General features: G+C 35.5%; 14 protein-coding genes and 1 pseudogene. 8 read left to right on the top strand and 7 right to left on the bottom strand.

Annotation, left to right across the window (positions count from 1 at the left end; all coding sequences use genetic code 11):
- Positions 1-17: 17 nt before the first annotated feature.
- From ACM55H_RS02080 to ACM55H_RS02055, 6 genes are all read left to right on the top strand, one after another.
- Positions 18-1,163 (top strand): alpha/beta hydrolase, encoded by a 1,146-nt coding sequence (locus ACM55H_RS02080; RefSeq protein ID WP_416834928.1) that lies wholly within the window; start codon positions 18-20, stop codon positions 1,161-1,163.
- The gene (radA, locus tag ACM55H_RS02075) at positions 1,163-2,524 is read left to right on the top strand and encodes a DNA repair protein RadA (protein ID WP_416834927.1); all 1,362 of its coding nucleotides are present in this window, start codon (positions 1,163-1,165) and stop codon (positions 2,522-2,524) included. The genes ACM55H_RS02080 and radA overlap by 1 nt, the downstream gene beginning before the upstream one ends.
- Positions 2,525-2,711: 187 nt before the next feature.
- Positions 2,712-4,355 carry a carboxylesterase/lipase family protein gene (locus tag ACM55H_RS02070; RefSeq protein WP_416834926.1) on the top strand — a complete coding sequence of 548 codons (1,644 nt, stop codon included), beginning with the start codon at positions 2,712-2,714 and terminating at the stop codon, positions 4,353-4,355.
- A gap of 268 nt (positions 4,356-4,623) precedes the next feature.
- Positions 4,624-5,028 (top strand): hypothetical protein, encoded by a 405-nt coding sequence (locus ACM55H_RS02065; RefSeq protein WP_416834925.1) that lies wholly within the window; start codon positions 4,624-4,626, stop codon positions 5,026-5,028.
- A 74-nt stretch (positions 5,029-5,102) separates the two neighbouring features.
- On the top strand, positions 5,103-5,543 hold the full coding sequence (locus ACM55H_RS02060; protein ID WP_416834924.1) for a hypothetical protein: 441 nt from the start codon (positions 5,103-5,105) through the stop codon (positions 5,541-5,543).
- A 206-nt stretch (positions 5,544-5,749) separates the two neighbouring features.
- On the top strand, positions 5,750-7,717 hold the full coding sequence (locus ACM55H_RS02055; RefSeq protein WP_416834923.1) for a transglycosylase domain-containing protein: 1,968 nt from the start codon (positions 5,750-5,752) through the stop codon (positions 7,715-7,717).
- A 90-nt stretch (positions 7,718-7,807) separates the two neighbouring features.
- Here ACM55H_RS02055 and ACM55H_RS02050 read toward each other — a convergent pair whose 3' ends face one another.
- From ACM55H_RS02050 to ACM55H_RS02040, 3 genes are all read right to left on the bottom strand, one after another.
- Entirely contained in the window at positions 7,808-8,845 is a 1,038-nt protein-coding gene (locus ACM55H_RS02050; protein ID WP_416834922.1) for an NADP(H)-dependent aldo-keto reductase, read from the bottom strand.
- A gap of 273 nt (positions 8,846-9,118) precedes the next feature.
- Positions 9,119-10,060: an OmpA/MotB family protein gene (locus tag ACM55H_RS02045; RefSeq protein ID WP_416834921.1), complete on the bottom strand. Its 942-nt coding sequence runs from the start codon at positions 10,058-10,060 to the stop codon at positions 9,119-9,121.
- 220 nt (positions 10,061-10,280) lie between these two features.
- The gene (locus tag ACM55H_RS02040) at positions 10,281-11,042 is read right to left on the bottom strand and encodes an exodeoxyribonuclease III (protein ID WP_416834920.1); all 762 of its coding nucleotides are present in this window, start codon (positions 11,040-11,042) and stop codon (positions 10,281-10,283) included.
- Between the two features lie 202 nt (positions 11,043-11,244).
- On the opposite strand from ACM55H_RS02040, the gene ACM55H_RS02035 reads away from it, so the two are divergent.
- The gene (locus ACM55H_RS02035) at positions 11,245-13,047 is read left to right on the top strand and encodes a GNAT family N-acyltransferase (RefSeq protein ID WP_039108239.1); all 1,803 of its coding nucleotides are present in this window, start codon (positions 11,245-11,247) and stop codon (positions 13,045-13,047) included.
- A 49-nt stretch (positions 13,048-13,096) separates the two neighbouring features.
- On the opposite strand, the gene ACM55H_RS02030 is transcribed toward ACM55H_RS02035, so the two are convergent.
- The 3 genes and pseudogenes from ACM55H_RS02030 to ACM55H_RS02020 form a co-directional block, all read right to left on the bottom strand.
- Positions 13,097-13,378 (bottom strand): TM2 domain-containing protein, encoded by a 282-nt coding sequence (locus ACM55H_RS02030; RefSeq protein ID WP_039108240.1) that lies wholly within the window; start codon positions 13,376-13,378, stop codon positions 13,097-13,099.
- A gap of 46 nt (positions 13,379-13,424) precedes the next feature.
- Positions 13,425-13,790 (bottom strand): VOC family protein, encoded by a 366-nt coding sequence (locus tag ACM55H_RS02025; RefSeq protein WP_416835093.1) that lies wholly within the window; start codon positions 13,788-13,790, stop codon positions 13,425-13,427.
- Positions 13,791-13,835: 45 nt separating this feature from the next.
- Positions 13,836-14,801 (bottom strand): annotated as a pseudogene (locus tag ACM55H_RS02020) (2-hydroxyacid dehydrogenase); the annotation flags it as partial.
- A 120-nt stretch (positions 14,802-14,921) separates the two neighbouring features.
- Between ACM55H_RS02020 and nhaA the strand changes: the two are divergent.
- Positions 14,922-16,094: a Na+/H+ antiporter NhaA gene (gene nhaA, locus ACM55H_RS02015; RefSeq protein WP_416834919.1), complete on the top strand. Its 1,173-nt coding sequence runs from the start codon at positions 14,922-14,924 to the stop codon at positions 16,092-16,094.
- Positions 16,095-16,190: 96 nt separating this feature from the next.
- Here the strand turns inward: nhaA and ACM55H_RS02010 are convergent, their stop codons facing one another.
- Positions 16,191-16,571 (bottom strand): Dabb family protein, encoded by a 381-nt coding sequence (locus tag ACM55H_RS02010; RefSeq protein ID WP_416834918.1) that lies wholly within the window; start codon positions 16,569-16,571, stop codon positions 16,191-16,193.
- Positions 16,572-16,707: the final 136 nt, after the last annotated feature.

The following is a 16,707-nucleotide window of genomic DNA, read 5'->3' as shown; positions in this document are numbered from 1 at the left end:
TCTAAAACACCCAAATCATGAAACAAGTACTACTCTTTTTACTCTTTTCTATTTCAGTATTTTCTCAAAAAACAACACTTCCATTCGATTCAAACAAATTAGGAAGCCGGGAAATTACGATTGGATTACCGCCATCCTATGAGAAAAATCAAAACAAAAGATATCCAATACTCATTTTACTTGATGGTGACTACTTGTTTGACCCCTTTTATGGTGCTTTGAACTATGGTGCCTATTGGGATGATTTGCCGGAAACAATAGTTGTTGGTATCAACCAAAATAAAAAAGACGAACGAGTAGACGACAGTAATTATGATGCTGCAGATGGAGTTCCTTCCGGAAAAGGAGCTGATTTTTTTGAATTTATCGGAGGTGAATTACTCCCGTATCTCGAAAAAAAATACCGTACCGCACCTTTCCGAATTATTGCGGGACATGATACCACGGCAGGTTTTTTAAACTTTTTTCTGTACAAAGACGCACCATTATTTAACGCCTATATTTCTTTAAGTCCAGAACTGGCTCCTGAAATGGAAAACCGTATTCCAGAAAAAATTTCCAATACAAAACAAGCTATTTTCTATTACCAATCCACAGGAGATGGCGACGTAAAACAACTTCAGGAGCCTATAAAAAGCCTCGACCAAAATATGAAGCTGGTTACAAATCCTTTAGTCAATTACAAATTTGATAATTTCAAAGGGGCGTCGCATTATTCACTCGTACTTTACTCAATACCAAATGCTTTGTATCAATTTTTCGACTCCTACAAACCAATTTCATCAACTGAATACGCCGATAAAATTGCTATACTTCAATCCGGTTATGTAGATTATTTGACGAATAAATATGATGTTATGTCAAAAAATTTAGGCTTAAAAATTCCTATTCGAATCAATGATTTCAAAGCAATTGAAGCGGCAATTCTAAAAAACAAGGCCTATCAAGAATTAGATAAACTCTCTGATATTGCCAAGAAAAATTACCCAAAATCCATGCTTGCCAATTATGAATTGGGGCTTATGTATGAAAAAATGGGTGATGCTAAAAAAGCAGCAAAATTATATCAGTCAGCTTCACAATTAGAAGAAATTGGATCTTTGACCAAGGATATGATGTACCAAAAATATGATGACATGAAAAGTCTAACACCAAAAAAATAATGTCAAAAGTAAAAACTACTTTTTTTTGTCAGAACTGCGGAGCCCAATATGCCAAATGGCAAGGACAATGCAATTCCTGTAAAGAATGGAATACTATAGCCGAAGAAATCATTCAAAAACAAGAAAAAGTAGCTTGGAAAAGCGAACCCGCTTCCAGCAATAAAGCACCAAAACCACTAAAAATAAACGAAATTGATTCCACTCAGGAAATCCGCATGGATACTACTGATGGCGAACTCAATCGTGTACTTGGCGGCGGAATAGTTCCCGGTTCTCTGATCCTTTTAGGCGGTGAACCCGGCATAGGAAAAAGTACGCTTTTACTTCAAATATCCTTAAAACTACCTTATAAAACCTTGTATGTTTCGGGCGAAGAAAGCCAGAAACAAATAAAAATGCGTGCCGAAAGAATCACGCCAAGCGGAGACAATTGCTATATTCTTACCGAAACCAAAACTCAAAATATCTTCAAACAAATTGAAGCCATACAGCCTGAAATCGTGATTATCGATTCCATTCAAACACTTCATACGGATTATATTGAATCGACTCCAGGAAGTATTTCTCAAATACGGGAAACCACTGCCGAACTGATAAAATTTGCCAAAGAGACCAATATTCCAGTGATTCTTATTGGTCATATTACCAAAGACGGAAACATCGCCGGACCAAAAATCTTGGAACACATGGTTGACACCGTTTTGCAATTTGAAGGCGACAGAAATCACGTGTATCGTATTTTGCGTTCGCTAAAAAACCGTTTTGGTTCCACTGCCGAAATTGGTATTTATGAAATGTTAGGCAACGGTTTGCGAGAAGTTTCGAATCCGTCGGAGATATTAATTTCGCACAAAGACGAAGAATTATCCGGAACCGCAATTGCATCGACATTGGAAGGAATGCGCCCGCTTATGATCGAGATTCAATCCTTGGTAAGCACCGCAGTTTACGGAACACCACAACGCAGCACAACAGGTTATAACGCCAAAAGACTGAATATGATTCTGGCCGTTTTAGAGAAAAGAGCTGGTTTCAGGCTTGGCGCCAAAGATGTTTTCCTCAACGTAACCGGAGGAATTTCTGTAGATGATCCGGCGATAGACTTAGCCGTTGTGGCAGCCATTTTATCCTCGAATGAAGACATTCCGGTAAATAAAGATTTTTGTTTTGCCGGTGAGGTGGGGCTTTCCGGTGAAATACGTCCGGTAAACCGCGTGGACCAGCGCATTCAGGAAGCGGAAAAATTAGGTTTTTCAACCATTTTTGTATCCAAATACAACAAAATTGCGTTGAAAAATACAGGAATCAAAATTCGATTGGTAGCCAAAATTGAAGACATCGCAAGTGAATTATTTGGATAAGATTCTATTTATCTCCTTAAAAAAGTCTGACTAAAGCATTTCATAATCAGTTGCATAACGCTGAATAAACATCCTTTTTATAACAGAATTCAGGAAATAAGTTAAATGAGTATGTTATTTGATTTTTACCTGTAACTATTTATGCTTCTAGGAAACAAATAACATTACACGATAAAACACATAAATTATGAATCTAAAAATAAAATACATTGGGTTGATGCTATTGGCAATCCCCTTCATTTCCAAAGCGCAACATGCCGAAAATCAAAATGCTTTCCCTGTTCAGATAACCACTGCAAACGGAATTATAGAAGGTGAATTTGATGTAAAAACAAATATTCAAAGTTTCAAAGGAATCCCTTTTGCACAGCCATCAGTGGGTAATTTACGATGGAAAGCTCCTCAAGCTTTAACAAATTGGACGGGTGTAAAACAAACGAAAAAATTTGGACCAAGAGCAATCCAGTCCAATGTATTTGGCGATATGGGTTTTAGAAGTGACGGGACGAGCGAAGATTGCTTATATCTTAATGTTTGGTCCCCTGCTAAATCTGCCAATGAAAAACTTCCTGTTTTAGTTTATTTCTACGGGGGTGGTTTTGCCGCTGGCGATGGTTCCGAAAATCGTTATGATGGCGAAAACATGGCCAAAAAAGGAATAGTAACGTTAACCGTAAACTATAGATTAGGGATTTGGGGATTTTTCTCCCACCCGGAACTGACCAAAGAATCTCCCAATCACGCTTCAGGAAACTACGGATTATTAGATCAAAATGCTGCCTTAAAGTGGGTGCAGGCCAATATTTCAAAATTTGGAGGTGACCCAAAACGCGTCACTATTGCAGGAGAATCGGCTGGCTCAATTGCCGTGAGCGCTCAAATGGCTTCCCCATTATCAAAAGGACTTATCGCAGGAGCTATTGGTGAAAGCGGCGGTTCTATTTTCCCTACATTATCTCCAGTTCCTTTAGTTGAAGGTGAAAAAATAGGTCTCGAATTTGCCAAAAAAATTGGCGCTTCATCCTTAAAAGACCTTCGCGCTATGTCCACTTTTGAGCTGTATCAAAAATCAGTTGGAACAAGTTTAGGTGTTTTTAAAACAACCATTGACGGCTATTTTTTACCAAAATCGTTACCGGAAATTTTTGAAGCCAAACAACAAGCTATGGTTCCTTTATTATTGGGATGGAATTCAGAGGAAATGACTTATCGCGCTTTAACAATGGGAAAAGACTTAGACAATGAAAGTTATATCCAAAAAGTAAAAGAATTATATGGCAACAAAGCGGATGAAGTATTGAAATTATATCCTGCTGGAACTCCTGACGTAACAGAGCAATCTGCCACAGATTTGGCTGGAGACCGTTTTATCGCATACAGCACTTGGAAATGGTTTGATTTGCATCGAAAAAACAGCACACAACCTGTATATCGCTATTATTACACTCATCCAAGACCCGAAATGCGCGACAATGAACTTGAAGCAGCTCTTGCAGGAGGCGTTATTAAAAAAGACAAAAACACACCAAAAGCACCTATACCAAAAGGAGCGGTTCACTCTGCAGAAATAGAATATGCAATGGGGAATTTAGCATCTAATAAAAATTATGCTTGGACTGACGATGATTATAAAGTTTCGGATACAATGATGAACTTTTTTGCCAACTTCATTAAAACAGGAAATCCAAACGGTGATAAACTTCCGGTTTGGCCAATGGCAAAAAATGAACAAAATCCGGAAATTATGGTCATTGATGTAAATTCAAAATCAAAAAAAGCCGAAAATGAAGCACGCTACTTATTTTTAGAAAAAGAATATTCGAAAAAATAATTTTACTGCTTTCGCAAAAAAGAGGATGTCATTAAAAACGACATCCTCTTTTTGTTTTAATTTCACTACATCTTAAGAAGTGCCTTATTAAAAAACACCTAAAGTCGTCTCAAGTTAACAAATCCAATAATCAATTATTTTCATCTGAAAATCAAATGGTTGTGCTTTATAAAATAAAATATCGCTTAATAAAAAATTAAAAATCAGGAATGAGATTCATTATTTTGTTGTAAATTTATGTGTTGTTTTTTTATCTAAAGATTGAAAAATGAAACCATCACACCAAACTATGACTCACCTCTATGAACACTTAGGAAAAGTGTTTTATTGTATTGCGGCCATAGATAAAACTATTCGTAAAGAGGAAATTACACAGCTCAAAGAAATTGTAAAAACAGAATGGCTTCCGTTTGAAAACACTTTTAATGAATTTGGAGACGACACAGCCTATGAAATCGAAATTGTTTTTGACTGGCTTACAGCCAATAAATGGGACACTGAACAAGTGATTCCTGACTTTAAAATTTTCAGAAAAGAGCATGAACATTTGTTTACCCCTGAGGTTATCACCTTGATTCTAAAAACTGCAAATGCCATTGCAAATTCTTTTTTAGAAAAAAACAGATCAGAACATGTTTTCATAAGTCAGCTAAGCGCTATTCTGATACAATAATTGCAATTAAATCTTTTTTGAATCAAAACAAAGCTGTTTTAAAACAATCTACTTTAACATAAAAAATCAAAGACATGAAAAAGCAAACTGGCATTTGGATAGACTCCTCAAAAGCAATAATTGTTGCTCTTGATGGTGATACAGAAAAAATTACCGAAATAGATTCTGATGTTGAAAACAGCGTTTATCACAACAAAGAAGGCAATAAAGGGACTTTTTCGGGAAGTCATCATGGCGACAGCGACAAAAAATTTGATGACCGAAAAAAACAAGAACTGGATTATTTTATAAAATCAGTGTTGTCTTATGTTAAAAAATCGGATGAACTTATTGTTTTTGGTCCAGCACAAACCAAAACAAAACTGGAACAAAAATTAATGGATGAAAATTTAATTGAACCCGGAAAACTAAAATCAGTGGAAACAGCCGATAAAATGACCTTAAATGAAATTGTGGAAAAAGTCAGACGATTCTATAACCCATTTGAATACAAAGAACCAAAGCCGAAAAGCTAATTTAAGTACCCTAAAACAAATTTAGAAACTACAATACTTTTTAGGTTGTAGTTTTTTTATGCTTTAAAAAAAACAAATCGTTTTTGCACCTCAAAATTCTAAAGAAAACCATAAAAAATTTTCCTTTTGTATTATTTTCCTTTTCTTTATAAGCGAGATTCTAAGTATTATCTATTTTAGAATTTTTATCAAATACAAAACTGTTTATGAAAACCGGAAAACAAAAAATAATTCTAGCGGCAAAAATACTTTGTGTAGTATTTATAGCTCTAATTGTTGCTTTTTACATCTTTCGTGATGCGGTTTTACAGCAAACCATTGCTAAGGTTTCTAATGAAATGGAAGTCGATTACAACAGTACTTTTTCAGTAAAAAAAGCTTCTTTTGATGGAATCTCAGGTGTAAATCTTTCCGATGTAGTATTAGCGCCGAAAAATGCCGACACTCTTTTTAAAATACAAAAACTGAAAACGAGTGTCAATATATGGCAATTATTAGTAGGCAATGTGCAACTGGGAACTTTAGAAATCAAGAATGGTTTTGTACAGCTCGTAAAGAAAGGAAAAGTGAGAAATTTTGATGCTTTTCTAAAAAAAGACAAACAAACAGAAATAGGAAACGAAAAAAGAGATTACGCACAATTTGCCTACAGAATCATCTCGAAAGCACTGAATTTAGTTCCAACCGATATGGTTTTAGACAATCTTTCGTTTCGACTGGATGACAATGGAAAAAAAGCGATGATTAATTTACAAAAATTGCGATTGGTTAATAAGCAACTTGAAACTTCGATAAAAGTCCAAACCAATACCTTTACACAGCGTTGGAAAATTAAAGGATTTGCCGATCCAAGAAATAAAAAAGCCGATATTCGGTTCGTAAATATTGACACCGGCGCCATTAAAGTTCCTTATTTTGACGAACGTTTCAATTTGAAATCGAGCTTTGAATCCATACGGTTGAACATTGAAAACATCGATAAGGACGGCGACGAACTTCATATTGATGGTTTTATGGCTATTACTAATTTAAAAGTAAATCATCCAAAAATTGCCAGTAAAGATGTTATTATCAAGAATGCTAAATTTGATTACCGATTCTTATTGGGTTCTGATTTCATTTCAATAGACAGTACCTCGACAGTTCAATTCAATAAAGTGAAATTCCATCCCTACGTAGCTTATGAAACGGAGGAGGATACCATCTACAAGCTCAAAGTAGCCATCCCAAAAATGAAAGCTCAGGACTTTATATCTTCGCTTCCTGATGGTTTATTTACCCATTTTCAAGGAATGGAAGCCGAAGGGAATTTTGACTACAACTTGAATTTCATGTTCAATAAAAACAAACCCAATCAACTGGTTTTTGACAGTAAATTGAATAAAGAAAATCTAAAAATCACAAAATACGGCGAAGCCAATCTGAACAAACTCAATGGAGAATTTATTTATCGAGCGCTTATAAAAAATGTATTGCAACGACCTGTGCTTGTTGGTTTAGCGAATCCTAATTATACACCTTTAGACCAAATTTCCCCTTATTTAAGAAAATGTGTTTTAACCACCGAAGACCCTTCGTTCTTTTCGCATCATGGTTTCATCAGCGAGGCATTCAAACAATCTATCGTAAAAAATATAAAAACCAAAAAATTTTCCCGCGGTGCCAGTACCATCAGCATGCAGTTGATAAAAAATGTTTTTCTTACTCGAGAAAAAACAGTATCGCGCAAACTGGAAGAAATTTTACTGGTTTATATTCTGGAAAACAACAGAATCGTAAGCAAGGAACGCATGCTGGAAGTGTATTTTAATATTATCGAATGGGGTCCAAATGTATATGGAATTGGCGAAGCGAGTCGGTTTTATTTCCAGAAGAGTCCTTCAGAATTGAACTTAAATGAATGTCTTTATCTTGCCCGAATTATTCCAAGTCCAAGAAAATTCATGTACCAGTTCAATGACCAAGGAATGCTGAAAGATTTCGCCATGAAACAAGAATCCTTTTTAACTAATATCATGTTTAGAAGAGGGCTTTTGAGTCCTGACGACACCATTTACAAAACACAGCCTATCCTAATTTCAGGGCCTGCAAAATCTTTTCTAAGAATAAAAGCTCAAGATACCACACAAATAAAAATCGATTCTTTGGCAGTTGATGAAGAATTTGATCTTTAATAATTGGAAAAAAATGTCATTCCGACGAAAAAGGAATCTCACGTAATGGGATTCCTCCTTCGTCGGAATGACACAAAAACGGTTTATTATTTACGGTGCCGGATCAGGAATTACAGCCTGAACTTCGTCAATTGCTTTTAAGATTTCATCAGAAAGGGAAACATGAATTGTATCGATGTTTTCCTTTAATTGTTCCATTGTAGTGGCGCCAATAATCGTGCTGGTTACAAACGGCTGTTGCTCTATGAATGCCAAAGACAATTCGGTCAAGGTCAATCCGTTTTTCTTGGCGATTTCCTGGTACAATCGAGTAGCTTCATAACATTGTTCGCTATTATATCTTGAAAATTGTGGAAATAAATTGATTCTCGCGTTTGGAAGACTTTCGCCAGTTAGAAATTTACCGGACAAAACGCCAAAAGCCATTGGAGAATACGCCAATAACCCCACATTTTCTCTCAAACAAATTTCAGCGGAACCTGCTTCAAAAAGTCTGTTTAGTAACGAATACGGATTTTGAATCGTTTTTATTTTTGGTAAATTATGGTATTTACTTTCTTCCAGAAAACGCATAATTCCCCAAGGCGTTTCATTAGAAAGTCCAATATGCTTGATTTTTCCTTCTTTAACAAAACCGTCTAAGGTTTCTAGAACATTGTGAATGTTATCTTCCCAAGCATCATCTTGCACTTTGAAACCGCGTTGTCCAAAATAATTAGTTTTGCGTTCCGGCCAATGCAATTGATACACATCAAGATAATCGGTTTGTAAGCGTTGTAAACTTTGGTCTAATGCAAACTTAATACTGGCAGGAGAAAAATCATTTTTCTCACGCATGTATGTGAAATTAGGATTTGGTCCCGCAATTTTGGATGCCAAAACTACTTCTTCTCTTTTTCCTGATTTTTTGAACCAGGTTCCAAGAATTTTCTCCGTACTTCCGTAGGTTTCCTGACGCGCTGGAACAGAATACATCTCGGCAGTATCAAAAAAATTAATTCCTTTTTCAAGAGCATAATCCATTTGGGCATGACCATCAGCTTCTGTATTTTGTTGTCCAAAAGTCATAGTTCCAAGGCAAATTTTGCTGACTTTTATATCGGTATTCGGTAAAGTAGTATATTTCATAATTAAGGGAATTGTATTTTAATTTTTCAAAAACAAAGATAAAATTAGTTTGTCGTTAAGATTTGCTGTTAACAGAAAATTGAGAAACGTTTACAGGATGTAAAAAAAATATAACCGCTAATTCGCAAATTAAAAGCCTTCAATCGAAAGATAAAATTAGCGAATTAGCGGTTAAAAAAGGTTCTTTTTTCAAACCATTAAGAATCAACGCTTATCAGTACTTAATTTTCTTAATTCCTTAATGGTAAAACTTATAACACTAGATGTTTAACCTTAATTTATCTCATTCAACATTTTAGAAATCTCGTCTAATCTTGGTGTCAAAATAATTTCGATTCTGCGATTTTTTGCTTTTCCTTCAGCAGTTGAATTGCTTGCCAAAGGAGAAAATTCTCCTCTACCTGCAGCGGTTAGGTTTTCCTTATTGATTTTCTTGTTTTCACTCAAAATAGCAACAATTGCGGTGGCTCTTTTAGTCGATAAATCCCAGTTGTCTACAATTGGGCCTGAAGCTGTAAAAGCATCGTCATCTGTATGTCCTTCAATAAGAACCGAAATCTCCGGGTTATCACCCAAAACTTTTCCTAACTCTACAACTGCCTTTTTACCTTCGGAACCAACTGCCCAGCTTCCAGAATTGAAAAGTAGTTTGTTTTCCATGGAAACATATACTTTTCCATTTTTTTGTTGAACGGTCAACCCTTTTCCTTCAAAGCTATTCAAGGCTTTAGACAATGTTTCTTTTAGTTTTTTCATGCTGGCTTCTTTGGCAGCAATCAAAGATTCCAACTCATCTAAACGCTGTGCGCTTTTGTTTAAACGTTCTTGTTCTAATGCTAACGCTTTCCCTTTTTCATCTAATTGATCCAGCAAATCACGATTTTTCTTCATGTTGTTTTGCAAAGCGTCACTGCTATTTTTTTCTAAAGCAGCGTAGGAATCCTGCAACACTTTGAATTTATTTTGAGCTGCAGCGTAATCGGCTTTTAATTTTTCCAGTTCCGATTTTGATTTACTTAAATCTGATGTTAAAGCGCTTCGGTCTAGTTCTAATTGATTTTTAGCCTTTAAAAGATCTTCATTCTCATCTGTTAATCTTCTATTTTCTTTTTTGGAATCGGTGTACTTGCTTTCCAAATCATTGTATATTTTCTTGGATACACATGAAGTTGAAAGTGCCAAAACTAGTAATCCGATGGAAACTCTTTTAATCATTTTGTTAGTATTTATGTTGTTTCTATAGTTGTTTTGAAAGCAAAAAATCAAATTATATTCGGATGCCCTAGCCCCGATAAAAGTGAAAATCCTTTTTATCGGCCTTTTCGGCTGATAAAAAGATTACTTCACCAAGTTAATATTTTATTTCGGTGTTAAGTGAATTTCATTTGCAACGGATAGCGGGAAATAGCTCCTCCTTCGACTCCGCTCAGGATGATTACTCAATTTCTACCAAAACAGGGCAATGGTCTGAATGCACGGCATCTGATAAAATAACGGCTCTTTTTAATTTATGTTTTAAGGTGTCGCTAACTAAATTGTAATCGATGCGCCAACCCTTGTTGTTTCCTCTTGCTCCGGCGCGGTAACTCCACCACGAATATTGGTGTGGTTCACTGTTGAAATGGCGAAAACTATCCACAAATCCGGACTTCATGAATCCGTCGAGCCAAGCTCTTTCTTGCGGTAAAAACCCGGAAACGGTTTTGTTTCTGATGGGATCATGAATGTCGATTGCTTCGTGACAAATGTTGTAATCCCCGCAGATAATCAGGTTTGGTGTTTCTTTTTTGAGTTCGTCAATGTAAGTCTGAAAATCATCCATGAACATAAATTTATGGTCTAATCGCTCAATATTTGTCCCCGATGGTAAGTACAAACTCATCACAGAAAATCCATCAAAATCAGCCCGAAGGTTTCTTCCTTCAAAATCCATGTGGTGAATTCCGGTTCCATGAACGACATTGTTAGGCTTTATTTTCGATAAAATGGCCACACCACTATACCCTTTTTTGGTTGCAGAATAATAATATTGATATGGATAGCCGGCTTTTGTAATATCATCTACCGGGATTTGGTCTTCCGTAGCTTTAATTTCCTGAAGACAAATAATATCTGGGTTTGCGTGCTGCAACCAGTCTATAAATCCTTTTGAAATGGCGGCTCTTATTCCGTTGACGTTGTATGAAATAATTCTCATTAAAGTATTTTTTTGAGTTTGATTCGATAAATTATTGTTAGCCTAAAGTTTTCAGGAACCCACTTTTTAATTTTATCGAAAGAAACATATTATTTTTTCTGTGGGTTTCAAATGTAATAAAAAAGTATAAGTTTGGTTCAGAAAAAGAGAGAAAATGGAGTTTTTTGCTATCTTTGTTTCTTGCCTTAAAAATAAAAAATACATGGGTTTAGTTACCGCCAAAGAAGTTGCAAAAGCAATAAATGCTGATAAGTATGGAGTTCTGGGTACTTTTTCTGGATGGTTGCTTATGAAGGTGCTAAAAATTTCTACCTTAAACAAAGTATACGACAGAAACAAGCATTTGAAAGATGTTGATTTCCTCAATGGAATATTGGATGATTTACAAATAAAATTCGAAATTCCCGAAGAAGACTTAAAACGCTTGCCAAAAGAAGGTGCTTACATCACGATTTCAAATCATCCTTTGGGAGGAATTGACGGTGTTTTATTATTGAAATTAATGCTTGACAAAGAACCTAATTTCAAAATTATCGCCAATTTTCTTTTGCATCGAATTGAGCCACTCAAGAAATACATCATGCCAGTTAATCCTTTTGAAAACCATAAGGATGCCAAATCTAGTGTTGTAGGAATAAAAGAAACCTTGCGCCATTTAAGCGACGGAAAACCCTTAGGAATGTTTCCTGCAGGAGAAGTTTCTACCTACAAAGACGGAAAATTAATGGTTGATAAACCGTGGGAAGAAGGTGCCATAAAAGTCATCAGAAAAGCCCAGGTTCCTGTTGTTCCTATTTATTTTCATGCGAAAAACAGTCGATTTTTTTATATGCTTTCAAAAATTGGTGGCACATTACGTACCGCTAAATTACCATCGGAAGTGTTTAGCCAGAAGAATCGTGTGATAAAAGTACGTATTGGAAAACCAATTTCGGTAAATGAACAAAACGAACATAAAACCATTGAAGAGTACACGGAGTTCTTGAGAAAGAAAACGTATATGCTTGCTAATCCATTTGAAAAAGAAAATAATTTTTTAAATACGTCCAGTTTAAAAAGTCCAAAAAGTCCAAAGCAAATCGTTACTCCTGCAAATGGAGAAAAAATGATTGCCGAAGTAAATGCATTGAGAAGCACGGATTGTAGGCTTTTGCAAAGTAAAAATTACGAAGTGTTTTTTGCCGAAGCCAATAAGATTCCAAATATCCTTCATGAGATTGGTCGATTGAGAGAAATCACTTTTAGAGAAGTAGGCGAAGGAACTAACGAATCGATTGACTTAGACAAATACGATCAATATTACCACCATCTTTTTTTGTGGGATGATGATACTAAAAAGATTGCAGGCGCCTATAGAATGGGCTTAGGGGCAGAAATATATCCTAAGTATGGAATAGATGGTTTTTATTTAAACAGTCTTTTTCGTTTTGAACCTGAATTACACGACATGATGCACAAATCCATTGAAATGGGAAGAGCATTCATCATCAAAGAATACCAACAAAGACCAATGCCTTTGTTCTTGTTGTGGCGCGGAATTATTCATACCACTTTGCATTATCCTGAACATAAATTTTTATTGGGTGGGGTAAGTATCAGCAATCAATTCTCAGATTTTTCAAAATCCTTGATGATTGAGTTTATGAAATCACACTATTATGATCCTTACATTGCACAATACATACACCCCAAAAAGGAATATAAAGTAAAGCTAAAGGATGCCGATAAGGATTTTGTATTCAACGAAACAGATGCCGATTTGAATAAATTTGACAAAATCATTGACGAATTAGAGCCTGGTGTACTTCGTTTGCCTGTTTTAATTAAAAAATACATCAAGCAAAATGCCCGTTTGGTCGCTTTTAATGTTGATCCATTATTCAACAATGCTATTGATGGATTAATTTACCTGAGAATTGCTGATATTCCGGAAAGCACCATGAAACCGGTAATGGAAGAATACCAAGCCGAACTGGAAAGAAAACTGAACGATAAAGAAGATTGATTTCAGATTATATAAAAAATCCCGATTTAAAATCGGGATTTTTTATGCTTTAAAACCAAGCTTTTTTACCAACCTGATAGGTTTGATAAAACTCTTCATCTGATTTTGTTAAATATATAATTCCCTCAATTAAACCTAATACACCTGTTACTGTTCCACAAGTACACAAACTAATTACCAACCATATAATACCTTCATTGGTATAACCTAAAAGGAATTTATGAATTCCAAGAGGTCCTAAAAGAATAGCAAGAAGTCCCGCTGCTATTTTTTTATTGTCTTGATAAACTGGTCGTGGATTATTCCATTCTTCATGTTTTGAATTTTCCATAAATTAATTGTTATAAGGTTGTTTTTCAGTGATTAAAAGTATGAAATTATTGGAATACTTTATCAATTGGTTCCCATAGTTCTATTTTATTTCCTTCGACATCCAGAATCCAACCAAATTTCCCATACTCATAAGACTCCATAACACCCACAATTGTTACACCTTCCTCCGATAATTTTTTCAACAAATTTTCTAAATCATCCACTCTGAAATTTTGCATGAATTGTTTTTCGCTTGGCGCAAAATAAGTAGTATCGTCAGCAAACGGCGACCATTGGGTAGAACAATCATTCCCGTCTTTATCTTTCCACCAAAAAGTAGCACCATAATCATCGGTTTTTAAACCTAAGTGTTTTCCGTACCAAGCTACCAATTCTTTTGGATTCTTTGATTTAAAGAAAAAACCACCGATTCCCGTAACTCGTTTTTCCTCCTTATTAACTTTGGCTTGACCAAAATATTTTGCTTTAATCTTATCTACAATCACTTGCGCCAATCGTTCATGACTTTCGAATGTCCAACCGGCAATATGTGGAGAAAGAATTACATTCTTGGCTTGTAACAAATACTGGAAGGCTTCGGGGAGTTCTCTCGACTGCGCTCGAGATGACAAGCTCAAATCTTGAAAAAGGGTTTCAAAAGACAATTTCTCATATTCCAAAACATCTAAACCGGCTCCAAGTATTTTACCGGATTCCATAGCTGAAACTAAATCAGCAGTGACAATATTCTTACCGCGAGAGGTATTTATAATCCAAAAGGATTTGGCAAACCCATTGATAAAATCAGCATCAACCATTTTATCAGTTTCAGGAGTCCACGGAATATGAAGGCTTACTACATCTACTTTTTGCTGAAATTCTTCCAATGAAACTTGCTTAGCATTACTGTCCCCAACATTTTCCTGAATATCATAACACAACACGTCTACATCAAAACCGCGGAGTTTTTTGGCAAATGATTTTCCCATATTTCCATAACCAATAATCCCCACCGTTTTTCCATCGAGTTCATGACCGCGGTTGCTTTCCCTGTTCCAGTGACCGGATCGTATCTCGCTATCGGCTTCATTCAATTTATTGAAAAGTGACAAAATCATCCCTAAAGTATGCTCGGCAACAGCATTCCTGTTTCCTTCGGGTGCTGCTATAAGTGTAATGTTTTTTGACAACGCATACTCACAGTCAATACTTTCTAAACCCGCTCCTACGCGTGCTATAAACTGTAAATTAGTGGCTTTATCCAAAAATGTTTTATCAATTTTAAATCGACTCCGAATAACAATCCCCTGATAATCTTGAATTTTAGCTTCAATTTCTTCTTTGGATGATTTGAAATCACTGTGATTTATAAAACCAGCATTTTGCAATTGATCCCAAAGTAATGGATTATTGCTATCGATATGAAGGATTTTAATATCCATAAAAAAGTTTCTAAGTTTTGGTACCCCAAATTAACAAAAAAATAGTTCCCAAATGTGTAAATTAGCATTCTTTCTATTCTTGAGATATCTCAAGAACACAATAGTAATAAAATTCAAAAAATGAAATTAACAAAAACATTCAAGGCCTTCTTTGAAAGTGAAAAAGCCGGTGGATTACTTTTACTCTTTGTAACCATTCTTTCTCTTTGTCTTGCTAATTCTCCATTTCAAACGGAATATATTGCTTTTTGGGAAACCCAATTGGGGCATCATTCCATTACACATTGGATTAATGACGGACTGATGACCATCTTTTTTCTTTTAATAGGTTTAGAATTAGAACGCGAAATTTATAATGGTGAATTGTCCAGTATCAAGAATGCTGCGTTGCCTATTTTTGGCGCTTTAGGCGGTATGCTTGTTCCTGCCGGAATCTTTTTAGCATTAAATTTTGGAACTATAACACAAAACGGAGCCGGGATTCCTATGGCTACGGACATTGCTTTTGCCATTGGTATTTTATCCTTATTAGGAAATCGTGTCCCTACATCGCTTAAGGTATTTCTAACTGCACTCGCGGTAATTGACGATTTAGGCGCCATAATTGTCATTGCCATATTCTACACGGCAACAATCGCTTTCGTGAATTTGTTTATAGCCTTAGGCATTCTTGGTGCTTTGTTTATTCTGAATCGAATGAAGGTTCACAGTTTATTCCCGTATTTAATTGGCGGTGTTGCCATGTGGTATTTCATGCTTAATTCTGGAGTGCATGCCACTATAACTGGGGTTTTATTGGCTTTTGTAATCCCGTTTGGTGATGGAGGCAAAAAAACATCATCTTATAAAATTCAGCATTTTTTACACAAACCCGTAGCCTTTTTTATCTTGCCATTGTTCGCTATAGCCAATACATGTATCGCGATAGATTCCAATTGGCATGAAGGACTGAACCATCCTAACACGATAGGAATCATATTAGGGCTTGTGATAGGAAAACCACTCGGAATTTGGCTTTTCTCTTTTTTAGGCGTTACTCTGGGGATTTGTGTTTTGCCCAAAGATTTACAATGGAAAACTATTATTGGCGCAGGAATGCTCGGCGGAATTGGTTTTACCATGTCCATATTTATAACGCTGCTTGCGTTTAAAAATGACGGCGAAGAAGTAATTACCTATTCTAAAATTGCTATTTTGGTTGCTTCCTTTATAGCCGGAACAGCTGGTTTTCTTTGGTTGAAATATACCTTGAAAACCCCAATCAAAAAAATGAAGATTAAACCCATCGTTTAATTGATTTGTCCAATAAAAAAGAGTGTTTAGCTTTAAAACTAAACACCCTTTTTAAACTTATGATTGTAATTGAACTATTTACAAACTAAATCAGTTTTATTTATTAGCCCAATAATCAAATACAGTGACTTTATCAGGAGCAGGATTTAACAGCGCAACAAAAGCTTTGTGATCTGGATGAATGAGATAGGCATCTCTATCACTTTCGCTGCTGAATGTAAGTATAAAGCAATGTGTCAAACCATTGTTCAGGTTTTCAGGGCTGTTATTGGTTCCCCATTCAAATGATTTAATGGTTGGGATTTTATGTTTCAAATCACTCAAAGCTGTTACCACTTTAGTGATATATGCGGGATCCGTTCCTTCTTTCCATCCAAACATCACTACATGTCGCAGCACTTGTTTATGTTTATCTTGTTGGGCGCTTACGGTATGGATTGAAAGTAAAATAAGGGTTAATAGCAATAGTTTTTTCATGGTAGTTTTTTTTGAAATGTACGAATTATTTGAGTTGGATTTGCAGGGAAAACTTACGCTATAGTAAATTGCTACTTGCTTTATTTGATTCTTGTTGTGGGAGGAAATTCACAGACGTTTACATAGTATAAAGGAG

The sequence above is a fragment of the Flavobacterium cryoconiti genome, assembly GCF_048158645.1.
Taxonomy (GTDB): domain Bacteria; phylum Bacteroidota; class Bacteroidia; order Flavobacteriales; family Flavobacteriaceae; genus Flavobacterium; species Flavobacterium cryoconiti.
Note: the sequence above shows the minus strand (reverse complement) of the source record. Positions and strands in the feature narration are given on the sequence as shown.